The sequence below is a fragment of the Psychrobacillus psychrotolerans genome (assembly GCF_900115805.1).
In the GTDB taxonomy this organism is placed as follows: Bacteria; Bacillota; Bacilli; order Bacillales_A; family Planococcaceae; genus Psychrobacillus; species Psychrobacillus psychrotolerans.
Genome location: NZ_FOXU01000002.1, coordinates 440,972 through 452,407, shown reverse-complemented (window position 1 = coordinate 452,407; position 11,436 = coordinate 440,972). Strand labels below are relative to the sequence as shown.

Below are 11,436 nucleotides of genomic sequence, written 5' to 3'. Positions count from 1 at the left end.
AAAACAATCCATTCAAGGAGGTGATTTGCATGAAATTAACTACTCAAGAAGTAAATACAAAGCATTGTCGTGAATGTGGATGTGTTATTAATGAGCAAGTAGAATCATCCCTTTACGAGTGTGAACGTTGCATCGGCATGAACGAGGAATAACTATATCGAAAAAACAGGAATGTCTATAAATCTTAAGAACTTGTAAGTAAATTTAAATTATAGAATATAAACCTTCTAACTAATCTTTTATAGATATGTTAGGAGGTTTTTATTTTTTTAAAGCATTTGTGTCATAATAGTAGTTAATATTAGGTATTAGAGAATCTAGGGGGTGTTAAAATGGCAACTTCTGAAAAAGAGTTAAGGACCTGCAACAAAGGGCATAAGTATTATAAAAGTAGTGACTGTCCGACTTGTCCAATGTGTGAGCAAGGAAGCAAACCTAATAGCGGTTTTCTATCGCTGCTCTCTGCACCAGCAAGAAGAGCGTTGATGAATAACGAAGTTACTTCCTTGCAGAGGCTCTCTGAATTCAGTGAGAAAGAAATTTTAAAGTTCCATGGTATAGGTCCCGCTTCTTTGCCAACACTTAAAGAAAGTTTAAGAAGAGAAGGTTTAACCTTCAAAAGTTAATAATGTATACAAAATGCACCGCAAAAATGCGATGCATTTTTATGTGGTTATTTAGATTGTTATTCTGCAGGATACGTGGTCTGAACAGTTTTTTGCCCATTTTCTTTTACATATTCAATGATTAAATGTGTGCCTTCTTCTACGTTTTCAAACTGAGGCATCGCCACTTCAGATAATTGCATTACTTCTGTTTCACCAGCTAGGTTTTTTACTTCAATAGAGTGTGGATCCACTAGTCCGGTAAATGTTATTTCCTGTGTTTGAACGACAAGTTTTCCCGGTGAAGTCAATAACTCATACGCAACTTTTTCTTTTTGGTCATTTAACCCTTTGGCGGTGGACCAAACGGTCAATGTGTAAGGACCTGGGGGAATTCCCACAAGTTCTTCTTTCAGATTAAGTGGAATCGTCCATTCCTCATTAGGCTGAAGTTTCTTTTCTTGTATTTCTTGCATGAATAATTTATTTGCTGAATATGTGTAAATGATTTCCTTCTCATTATTTAATAGTTGGAATTCGATTTGTTGACCACTCGACATTTCCAAAACTGCTTCTTCTGAAGTCTCATTCTTTAGCGTAAATGATCCTTCTCCATTTGTTGTTATATCAATTCGTGTGGATACAGTATCTTCTACGGCATCACTTCCAGTTGTAGATTCACTTAGACTGGATCCACAACTAGCCAATATAAAGAGGGGGATTACAAGTAATAAAATCCAATTGATTGTTTTGTTCTTTCTCATGTTGTACACCTCCTGTTTACAAATTAGACCATCTTTTGGATAAAAAGTTTCATACGATGAGAACAAAATTTTCCATAAAAAAACTTCCCTGTGTTAAACACAGAGAAGTAGTTATTACGCTTTTACTGGGCTAAATTCATGAACCCATACAGTCATATGAGGTAACCAAGGCATGCCAGGGTGATAAGACAAGATGGACTGTTTATAATCTTCCACTGATTCAAAGCCTTCTTGGTTTGCATGTTCATCCATCAAGTCACCAAGTGTTTGAATATATACACGGTCTACAACGAATGATTGTCCTTGAAGCTCCATAATCTCGCCTACATCTGCGTAGCGACCATTACGTCGTGTAGCAGTTTTTTTACCTTGTAATACTAAAGCAACATCAGATTCCATTGTCACTAATCGTTCAATGGAACATGTTTTTGGAGGTAAAGTTGTTGTTTCTTCGTGATTTGTCATTGATAGTCCACCTTAAAAAATATTTTTCTACTTCTAACTAGTGTACATGTAAAAAGTATTGCGGACTATGGTTAGATAAGCACTTTTTAGGTTGTTGGAGCAAATTGCACCGAGATCACTTTATGCTCAAGTTCAACTGGAGACTGTTTTTCCCTCATTTAAGAACATTTTCATGTTATTAAATTATTTCCCAGCCCATTCATAGGCTATCTCTTGTTTCTTATCACTTAGTTCCTTTGCAGCTGACCAAGCGATAAGGGTGTATGAGCCAGCAGGAACTTCCGCCAATTCTGTTTTTAACTCAAGTTGGATAACGACTTCTTCGTTTGGTTGTATCACATTTTCGGACATCATAAGGACAAATACTTTGTCGGCAGAATAAGTAAATACAATATTTTTTTCATTGTCTAAAAGCTGATATTCTACTTCTTGGCCACTACTATACGTTAAAGTTGCTTCTTCATTTGTTTCATTTTTAATCGTAAAAGTAGCATTCCCATCTTCTTTAACTTCTAGTTTAGTTGTAATAGTTTTTTCCTCCTTTGGTTTAGACTCATTTCCAGTAGTAGTATCTGTATTGTTCGTTCCGCAGCTTGCTAAGATTAATATGAGGAAAAAGGTACATAAACCAAAAATTATTCTTTTCAAATTAATCACTCCTCTACCTTATTAGACAGTTCTGCGGATGAAAAGTTACATATGAACTTCCTGACTTATTTTCTTAAGAATTTCTTCATATTTTCCCTACTGGAATGTTAAGGAATGAAGGGTACAATAAGTAACATAAGAGTGATGAGGGATACATAAATCATATCGTGCAGACCAAGGAGGTAAGCGAATGACACAGTTCACAGTATTAGTAACCGACGATGACAAGGACATTCGAGATGGTATCGAAATTTATTTGAAAAATGAAGGCTACCACGTTTTAAAAGCTGCAGATGGATTAGAAGCATTGCAGTTAATAGAAGAAAACGAAGTTCATGTCATTGTATTAGATATTATGATGCCTAAAATGGATGGAATTTCAGCGACTTTTAAAATTAGAGAACAAAAAAATATTCCTATTATTATGCTAAGTGCAAAAGCTGAGGACTCAGACAAAATTCATGGGTTATCGGTTGGAGCAGATGACTATGTAACGAAACCTTTTCATCCGATGGAATTGGTAGCACGTGTAAAGTCTCAGCTTAGAAGATATACCAAGTTAGGAAATTATCAGGGGCAGCAGCAAGTTATCGAACTAGATGGACTAACACTAAACAAAGAAGCGAAGGACCTCTCAGTAGAAGGAGAGTCCGTTAAACTAACACCAATTGAATTTAAGATTACAGAGCTACTAATGGTTAATGCAGGACGTGTTTTTTCGATCAATGAAATATATGAACGCGTTTGGAATGAACCAGCATATAACGCTGAAAATATAGTAGCTGTTCATATCCGGAAAATTCGAGAAAAGATAGAGGCAGATCCTAAAAATCCTAGATATTTAAAGGTGGTGTGGGGCGTTGGCTATAAGATCGACAAGTAAAATGAGTTTACTTTTATCTGTAGTGGCAATTGTCTGCGGGATACTTTGTTTGTTTTATTGTATAACCAACCTTGTGCCTATAGTAGAAATTAGAGAAAGCTTTGTAGAAATTATTCAAAACATGAAAGGGGGAATAGTGGGGTGAAGAAACCAATTATAAAGGATATAATACTTTCTTTGTTAGCGGTGGTAATGGTTTTAGCATTTTTTACTTTAACTAGAGAAAGTGGTAATTATATAGGGAAAAACTATTTTGATAGTGATGGGTTTAAAATAGAAGTGAGCAATTTTGAGTCGTCCATTGTTTCGCTTATTTTAGCTGTTCCAGAAAAAGAAGAAATGAAGAAGAATATTACTGTAACAGCGGAGGAAATAGATGAACATCGCTATCAGTTTGGTAGTTTGCAAGAGCAACTTGACTCTATTACCGCTCAATATGAAGCAAGAACAGACGAAGCATCAATTGCAGAGCGAAACAAAAAAATGGAAGACATTACAAAAAACTTTGAGAATAATGAATATGTAGCTGATAAAGTGAGAATGGAAAAGGAAAAGCTAGTGGATGAGTACTTTCAAGCTTTAGAGGCAAGTAAAAATGAATTCCTAAATTATAATGACGAATTTATATATAGTTTAAAAAATACAGAGACGGGTGAAAAATTTAATAACGGCGATTTAGATACAAAGCTTGCTTATAAAAAAGAGTATTCAAGTAAGTCGACGTATTTAAAGGGCAATGTGATAAATGAAAATACAGAAAACTCCTCGTATCTGCAAAATTTAGTTGGCTATAGTTTTCCAAAATTCGAAGGAACTATTGCTATACCAGAGGCTAGTATTATAAATGGGGATCGGGCGGATAACTATCAGTATTTTAAAAAAGAAGAGAGATTCTTTTATGGGATCCTCATTCTAGGTGTCCTAGCCACTATCGCATTTATTGTATTATGGAAGAAAGACAAGGTACATTTTCAGCATGAAGAGGGAAAACGTAAATATCATAGACTGCCAATAGATGTTCAGTGGGTATTATTTTTTGCCAGCATATTTATTGTATTTATTGCTACGAATGAATTGAGAATGAGTATTTTACATTATGGTGGATTCGATATTCCAATCTTTACATTACTCCTTGCAGTGTTCTTAACAGCTTTAGCGTTCTATCAATGGCAGTGGATTAAAGGAAGTTTTGAAGATATAGATTGGAGTAAAAGCCTCTTGTACAGTTGGTTTAAATCTTTAGAAGGATTATTCTTAAAACGTACTATTGGGATGCAAACGTTGATCATGCTCACGGTTATATTCCTCTGGGGATTTGGAACAATGATGGTTTTCTGGCAACCTGCAGTATTACTACTTTGGATACCAGCAACTATATTTATAGGTATTCCAATACTGGTGTTTTTATTGGCTAGAATGTCATACTTGAACCGAATTATTATGAAGACCGAAGAAATGGCAAGAGGCGTAATTGGCAATGAGATTGAAGTAAGAGGGAAGTCACCGATTGCTGAGCACGCCGCTAACTTAAATGGACTTCGCAACCGTATAAAATCATCGCATTCGGAGCAAGCAAAAAGTGAACGCTTGAAAACGGAGCTCATTACAAATGTTAGCCATGATCTTCGTACACCGCTAACATCTATCATTACGTATACCGATTTGTTAAAAAATCCAAGCATTACAGATGAAGAGCGAGCATCCTATATTGCAATATTGGATAAAAAGTCGATGCGTTTGAAAACACTAATTGAAGATTTGTTTGAAGTATCTAAAATGACAACCGGCAATATCGAATTAGATAAACGAAAAGTAGACTTAACGCAGCTCTTGCAGCAAGCTATAGCTGAACATCAGGAAGACATTGATAAGTCGGGTCTAGATTATCGTGTAGTCATTGGCACAAAACCAATCATGTCCTATGTCGATGGACAAAAGTGGTGGAGAGTCCTGGATAACCTCATTATTAATACGTTGAAGTATGCTCTACCTAATACTCGTGTATATATCAATTTGGACCAAATGGACGGAGAAGCCGTGTTCGTCATCAAAAATATAGCGAAGTATGAGCTAGGCAACGATGTGAACGAATTAACCGAGCGATTCAAACGAGCAGACACATCTCGTCATACAGAAGGTTCCGGACTTGGCCTTGCAATCGCACAATCCATCGTGGATTTACATGGTGGCAGCTTGCAAATGGAAGTCGACGGAGATCTGTTCAAAGTAACGGTGAAAATTGCAGTAATAGTATAAAAAAGTGAGAAATCCCAAAGGGGTTTCTCTTTTTTTGTGCTTCGGAAATGGTCTTAGTTGTAATTTTGAGCTGTTTAGTTGGAATAATGGAGAGGTTAGTTGGAATTTTGAATGATTTAGTTGTAATAATGAGCATATTAGTTGGAATAGTAAAAAAATCCCACAAAAAAGACCGCCAAAATTAGCGGTCGTGAGACATCACGTAATGTCTGAGTTTATGATTATTCACTGGTTGGAGGGGAAGCTTATTTAATAAATAGTTTCCAGCATGCTTGTCCTTCAATTCAAGGAAGTAGACACATTCTCGGTTTGTAATAGAGCCTTTCATTAGGTAAAACCAATCTTCAACGGCCTGTTGCTGGAGAAGGAGTTTACCCACTTTGCAAGTGGGGCACTTTAACTGACCACTCACTTTCCTTTTACAAATAGGGCATATCAAACCGGTTTTCACATCAGCAAGTTTCACTGGATATGTTTGTGCTATTGAAGGAGGGATATATTCAAAGGATTTAGCAGCAAGTTGCCTGGATAACTGATTGAATTTGGTGGTTGATAGGACATCGGGCAACTGATTATAATCATCCATATAGATGGAGATGTCGCAGCCCATAACAATTGTGGTATATTTTGGAGGAAGTACTACATGTGTTTTACTGTAGGCAAGAACAATGAGTTTTTTTATAGGAAGATCTATTTTTAATTCCTTTAGGAGTACCTGGAGCTTTTTTGTTTGACGTGTTATTTGCTGTTCGGGGCATTTAAAGGGAGTGACTTCGCCGTCAAACTCTCTTATAAGTTGATCAGGATTTTTTTGAAAGGCAATTTTCCCTCGGATGTTTTTAATTTCTAAAAGAGCTATATATTTCTTTGTGAGAATAAGCGTATCCATTTAGAGATAACTGTTGGAATCTATTTTAATGTGGAGGTCTTTAAGTATGGCATAGCTTTTAGGAAAGGGAACCTGTTTGAGAAAGTTATCCACATAGCATTCTCCGTGAAATCCTGCTTCTATTGCTTTAATACGTTTCTCTACTTCTATATAAGTAGGGTGATAGATAGGTAAACGTTGTAGAATTCGCCTGTAGATTGGAATCGACTTTGGAAATTTGCGTGGTATATCGATGACACATTCCTCCTTTTCAATGAAAATACCATTTTTACAAACACATAACAAGTAGGGGATGAAAACATGGAAACGTTGAATCAATTAAATTTTGCTCGGGTTTATACATTAGGAAGAATTAGCCAAGTAAATGAAGCTTCATGGGATATACAACCGACAGGATTCAATAATACTATTCGGTGGAATGTAGGACATATTTACGTGAATGCTGAGATATTAACGCAAAGAGCAATTCCAACCTATGGAATTGTACATCCGGAGTGGGTAACACTGTTTGTTCCGGGAACAAAACCAAATGATTGGATTGTGGAACCGCCAACTTCAGATGAATTAGTCAGTGCTTTAAAGGAACAAGCGGAGCGAATAAAAGATGTGCTAGACGATCAGCTAGCCAATATTTTAATAGAGTCAATGTCTATAGGTAAGCTCCATGAAATGAAGACAGTTGAGGCACTAGTGCAATTCTTGGTTTGGCATGAAGGCGTACATGCTGGAATTATCCACGCATTGAACCGTGCAACAAGTGATTGACGATGAAAATTTATATTGTAGGCTCAGTGGGAAGTGGCAAAACTACCCTTGCTCGTAAAGTTGCAGCCCAACTTCACCTACCACACTTTGAAACGGATAATTTCGTATGGAACCATCAGCCAACTGGTGACATCCGAAATGAAATAGATGTTAGAAACCAGCTATTTATCAATGCCGTTAAACAAGAAAAATGGGTAATAGAGGGCGTTCACATCGACTGGACAGATGAGGCGTTACTCGCAGCAGATCAAATTGTTTTCTTAGACATCCCTGTGAATAAAAGAACATGGCGCATTATTAGAAGATACATTCGTCAACTTTTAAAAATAGAAAAGGGTAACTACAAACCGACCTTTACTATATTCCGGAAGATGTTCCAGTGGAACACGTACTTTGAAGAACAAATGAAACCAGCGTTCATGCAGAAATTTGAAGTCTACGGATCGAAAGTGCATTACCTTCATACAAATGAAGATGTCGAAGATTGGTTTCGGGAACTTTAAATAAAAAAATGGGATGGCGGTTTGTTCAAATGAATATATTTATTGAAAAATTACATGTGGCAGACGAAGAAAATTTGTTTAATTTTGAACTTGAAAACAGAACTTTTTTTGAGGAAATGATACCTACGCGTGGAGATAATTTCTATAACCCAGAGAATTTTAAAAAAATCCATAAAACTTTACTTGAAGAACAAGTTAATGATGATTCATATTTCTATTTAATAAAAAATAGGGAAGGCTTAATTCTAGGAAGAATTAATTTAGTGGATATAGAGAAATCGGATAAAATCGGTTACCTCGGTTATAGGGTGGGGCAGGCATACACAGGAAAGGGAATTGCCAATACAGCATTGAAATTATTAATAGAAACAGTAACTGGGAAGGACATAAAACAGATTAAAGCCAAAACAACAACTAATAACATAGCATCCCAAAGAGTTTTAGAGAAAAATGGATTTGAAAGAATAGAAACTAGTAGTGAAGAGTTTGAAATGAATGGTCAGATGCTGAAATTTGTTTACTATATTTTAAAAATCTAGTTTTACATATGGTTTTTTTGAAGTCGAGCAGTTTTACTAAGGATAGCATTTGTTTTATAAACAAAAAAAATAACTAAATAACTTTAATGAGCCAAATAAAAAAGGATCACCATCTTCTAAAATGGTCATCCTTTTTTTTCATCATGTCTATTTCCTTTATCAAATAATCCAGTTTACTTTGAATATCTGATAACTGCTGTTGATTTGCTTGCTTTTTTTGTTCTATATTCTTTTCTTCTTGAGCCAGCTCCGAAAGGGCAATGCCTTCGCCTATGGTTTCAATAATGTACCCAATCGTTACAACAACAGTACCTAGAAATCCTACTTTTGCAGCTAGATTAGCCTGTTGCTCACTCTCGTTCTCCTGCTGTTCATTAGGGTCTAGTGGGTTCATGCGCACTAACATCCTTTATGCTATCTTTTTGTCCCGGTTTAACAGGAAGTTTTCCTTTAATAGCATATGATGGCGATAATGAATTAGTTATTTTTTTGTGGGAACCATTTTATGTTCAAATGCATAAATTACGGCTTGTGTACGATCACTTACCTCGAGTTTTGATAATATATTACTGACATGCGTTTTTGCTGTTTTTAATGCTATAAAAAGAGTGTCTGCTATATCTTGATTTGTTTTGCCTTCTGCCATTAGTAAAAGTACTTCATGTTCTCGGTCTGTTAAATCCTCATGGAGAGCATGATCCGATCCTTGACGCATACGCTTCATCATTTTATTGGTTACTTCAGGTTCTAATACAGCATCTCCATTCAAGGTTTTACGTATAGAATCTGCAATATGAGAGGCTTTTGACGTTTTTAACAAATAACTGATAGCTCCAGCTTCGAGTGCTGGATATACTTTGTCATCATCTATAAAGCTGGTGACTATCATTACTTTCGCTTCTGGCCATTGTCCGACAATTTCCCGTGTAGCTTCTGCACCATTCATAATCGGCATAACCATATCCATCAAAATAATATCAGGCTTGTGCACTAGAGCCATATCCACAGCTTCTTTTCCATTTACCGCTTCAGCGACTACTTCCATATCAGGCTGTGCTTGTAAGTAAGCGGAAACACCAATACGTACCATTTCATGGTCATCCGCTAATAAGATTCGAATCATTTTTTTGCTCTCCTTTCTCCAACTGGATTGTTTCAATATCTATCTTCTCAATCGGTAGCTTCACTTCTACAATTGTACCTTGAGAAGGAACAGAAACAATTTTACTTGTTGCACCAATTTCCACAGCTCTCTCTTGTACACTTTGCAACCCGTAAGAGCCGTTTTTGGAATCGACCTGTTCAAATCCTACTCCATTATCTTGAACTCGGAAAATAGCAAGATTATCTCGTTCCACGAATAATATATCGACTTCAGTTGCGTTTGCGTGTCGCAGTGTATTGGATAACGTTTCCTGTGCAATTCGGAAAAGATGATCCTCTGCTCCTTTTGACAAAGGGACATCTTCTAAGCGATAACGAATCGTGAAAAATACTTTTTCTTGTAATTCTATAAGTAGTTCTTCCAAACCTTCTTTTAACGTTTTATCATGAAGGGCTGCTGGACGGAGATGTAGTAATAATGCTCGCATTTCTAATTGTGCTTGTTGAACTATTTTTTCTGTTTGTAACAATGTTTTTGGGGCTTTTTCATGTTGTGATTCTTCTATTTCTACCATAGCAGACAAAAGCATAGACGCAGCGAACAATTGTTGAGATACGGAATCATGTAGTTCTCTAGCCAGTCGCTGTCTTTCTTGCACGATTCTCTCTTGAATAACTCTATCTTGGTCCTCTGCTTTTTCATTCGTAATGCGTTGTAATGTCTTACGCTGAGTTATGATAAGTTGCTCTAACTGTGTTGTAGTAACATGTAATCGTTTAGAGTACGTATATTTCCTCTTTGTTGGTTCAAATGCCTCGGCCGCTAGCAAAGGGCGAAGGCTAATATCGATCTTCTTTTCCTGATCCCTAACCTTTAGTAGTGTATTCAGTGAAAAACTAAAACTTATAATAGCAAGAATGATAATAATCCAAGCACCAAAAGGCACCTCTGCGTACTTTAATTCTAATAAGGACCACCAAGCATTTTCATTGGGCCAACCCCATAGTGCATAAAGCAAAAGTGCTGCAAGTGATAATAAGGTGAAAAAAATAGAGAAACCTTGCCCCAAAATAATTTTCATTTGCGGATCACCTCAATATCCCCAATCCATGTGGATACAGTAATGACTAGCTCTGAAGCATACAGAACGTCGTCTAAATAACCATCTTTCACTAGAACAGATTGGTTCCATAGACGTTGAACGCCACGACCAAAGATGTCCGCCTCTCCGATTATCGTTGCAAAATGTAGTCTTACTGGAATTTCGTATGGTACATAGATGGTCACCTTTCCAAGGGACTGGCGAACGGAAACAAAAGATAGGCCTTTTGGCAATACTGTTTGTGTTACATCAATCACTTGTTCTCCATAAAAGCTTTGCACATGGACATCTTGCCACTCGTAAGCATTAAAGGGAGTTGTTTGAGAAGAGAATAACTTATTCTGTATAATACTATTTGGAGTTTCTTTATATACTGTGTCAAATGGTCGGACCATATGTTGAATAGGTTCATTTTTCCAGAGTTTATACAGGATGTACCCCATTATAGCGAGAAGTAGAAGTCGCAAACTCCACATAGAAAAAATCGCTATAATCAAAAGAATAAATCCAGTCCAAAATAAAAAGCGGGTACGTTTTCGCAAGCTAAAATACATCATCCCGATGCCAAGAAGAACTAATACAATACTGCCATTCCCGAAAATTGTAGCCTCTATGAACATAAGGAAAACAAAACAAATGAGTATAAAAGCTAACTTGTTCGTTTGGTTTTCTTTCATAATGAGTATTCCTCCTTCTTCGCATTAGGTGAAAATTCCATCAGCGGGTTCCGCTAATGGCTAGATGAACCTGGATAAAGGAGAAGGCGAGTGCCTCCTCCTCTTTAATATGTTCTACGCTTTTCTATTTGTCTAGCTCCAGACGCCAACTGCTCGATCACTTCAGACTTGCTGAAAAGGCAAAGGGCGCCTTTACTTCAAGTCTTCCAGTGCTTTTCGCAGCAAAGCGGCGTCT

At 36.6% G+C, this 11,436-nt stretch carries 15 protein-coding genes; 7 read left to right on the top strand and 8 right to left on the bottom strand.

From position 1 onward, the window contains the following. The first annotated feature begins 29 nt into the window (after positions 1 to 29). Complete coding sequence (locus BM260_RS18180; protein ID WP_139219905.1) at positions 30 to 152, top strand: protein YhfH; 123 nt, start codon at positions 30 to 32, stop codon at positions 150 to 152. Between the two features lie 180 nt (positions 153 to 332). Continuing rightward, positions 333 to 626 carry an RNA polymerase alpha subunit C-terminal domain-containing protein gene (locus BM260_RS07240; protein ID WP_093536538.1) on the top strand — a complete coding sequence of 98 codons (294 nt, stop codon included), beginning with the start codon at positions 333 to 335 and terminating at the stop codon, positions 624 to 626. A gap of 59 nt (positions 627 to 685) precedes the next feature. Here the strand turns inward: BM260_RS07240 and BM260_RS07235 are convergent, their stop codons facing one another. The 3 genes from BM260_RS07235 to BM260_RS07225 form a co-directional block, all read right to left on the bottom strand. Then, on the bottom strand, positions 686 to 1,369 hold the full coding sequence (locus BM260_RS07235) for a BsuPI-related putative proteinase inhibitor (RefSeq protein ID WP_093536536.1): 684 nt from the start codon (positions 1,367 to 1,369) through the stop codon (positions 686 to 688). A 114-nt stretch (positions 1,370 to 1,483) separates the two neighbouring features. Then, entirely contained in the window at positions 1,484 to 1,834 is a 351-nt protein-coding gene (locus tag BM260_RS07230) for an ASCH domain-containing protein (RefSeq protein ID WP_093536534.1), read from the bottom strand. A 183-nt stretch (positions 1,835 to 2,017) separates the two neighbouring features. Further along, complete coding sequence (locus BM260_RS07225; RefSeq protein WP_175496228.1) at positions 2,018 to 2,482, bottom strand: BsuPI-related putative proteinase inhibitor; 465 nt, start codon at positions 2,480 to 2,482, stop codon at positions 2,018 to 2,020. Positions 2,483 to 2,672: 190 nt separating this feature from the next. On the opposite strand from BM260_RS07225, the gene BM260_RS07220 reads away from it, so the two are divergent. Beyond that, positions 2,673 to 3,365 carry a response regulator transcription factor gene (locus BM260_RS07220; protein ID WP_093536530.1) on the top strand — a complete coding sequence of 231 codons (693 nt, stop codon included), beginning with the start codon at positions 2,673 to 2,675 and terminating at the stop codon, positions 3,363 to 3,365. A gap of 141 nt (positions 3,366 to 3,506) precedes the next feature. Beyond that, complete coding sequence (locus BM260_RS07215) at positions 3,507 to 5,621, top strand: sensor histidine kinase (RefSeq protein ID WP_093536528.1); 2,115 nt, start codon at positions 3,507 to 3,509, stop codon at positions 5,619 to 5,621. Positions 5,622 to 5,802: 181 nt separating this feature from the next. Here the strand turns inward: BM260_RS07215 and BM260_RS07210 are convergent, their stop codons facing one another. Continuing rightward, a complete protein-coding gene (locus BM260_RS07210; RefSeq protein WP_093536526.1) occupies positions 5,803 to 6,510 on the bottom strand; it encodes a nuclease-related domain-containing protein in 708 nt (235 codons plus the stop codon). A 300-nt stretch (positions 6,511 to 6,810) separates the two neighbouring features. Here BM260_RS07210 and BM260_RS07205 point away from each other — a divergent pair, with 300 nt between their 5' ends. The 3 genes from BM260_RS07205 to BM260_RS07195 are packed head-to-tail and all read left to right on the top strand — an operon-like array spanning position 6,811 to position 8,317. Then, positions 6,811 to 7,275 (top strand): DinB family protein, encoded by a 465-nt coding sequence (locus tag BM260_RS07205; protein ID WP_093536525.1) that lies wholly within the window; start codon positions 6,811 to 6,813, stop codon positions 7,273 to 7,275. Between the two features lie 2 nt (positions 7,276 to 7,277). After that, positions 7,278 to 7,778 (top strand): AAA family ATPase, encoded by a 501-nt coding sequence (locus tag BM260_RS07200; RefSeq protein ID WP_093536523.1) that lies wholly within the window; start codon positions 7,278 to 7,280, stop codon positions 7,776 to 7,778. A gap of 29 nt (positions 7,779 to 7,807) precedes the next feature. After that, positions 7,808 to 8,317 (top strand): GNAT family N-acetyltransferase, encoded by a 510-nt coding sequence (locus BM260_RS07195; protein ID WP_093536756.1) that lies wholly within the window; start codon positions 7,808 to 7,810, stop codon positions 8,315 to 8,317. A 106-nt stretch (positions 8,318 to 8,423) separates the two neighbouring features. On the opposite strand, the gene BM260_RS07190 is transcribed toward BM260_RS07195, so the two are convergent. From BM260_RS07190 to liaF, 4 genes are all read right to left on the bottom strand, one after another. After that, positions 8,424 to 8,711 (bottom strand): hypothetical protein, encoded by a 288-nt coding sequence (locus tag BM260_RS07190; protein ID WP_093536521.1) that lies wholly within the window; start codon positions 8,709 to 8,711, stop codon positions 8,424 to 8,426. A gap of 87 nt (positions 8,712 to 8,798) precedes the next feature. After that, a complete protein-coding gene (locus tag BM260_RS07185; protein WP_093536519.1) occupies positions 8,799 to 9,440 on the bottom strand; it encodes a response regulator transcription factor in 642 nt (213 codons plus the stop codon). Continuing rightward, entirely contained in the window at positions 9,415 to 10,503 is a 1,089-nt protein-coding gene (locus tag BM260_RS07180) for a sensor histidine kinase (protein ID WP_093536517.1), read from the bottom strand. Before BM260_RS07180 ends, BM260_RS07185 begins: the two co-directional genes overlap by 26 nt. After that, a complete protein-coding gene (gene liaF / locus BM260_RS07175) occupies positions 10,500 to 11,201 on the bottom strand; it encodes a cell wall-active antibiotics response protein LiaF (RefSeq protein ID WP_093536515.1) in 702 nt (233 codons plus the stop codon). The genes BM260_RS07180 and liaF overlap by 4 nt, the downstream gene beginning before the upstream one ends. Positions 11,202 to 11,436 lie beyond the last annotated feature (235 nt).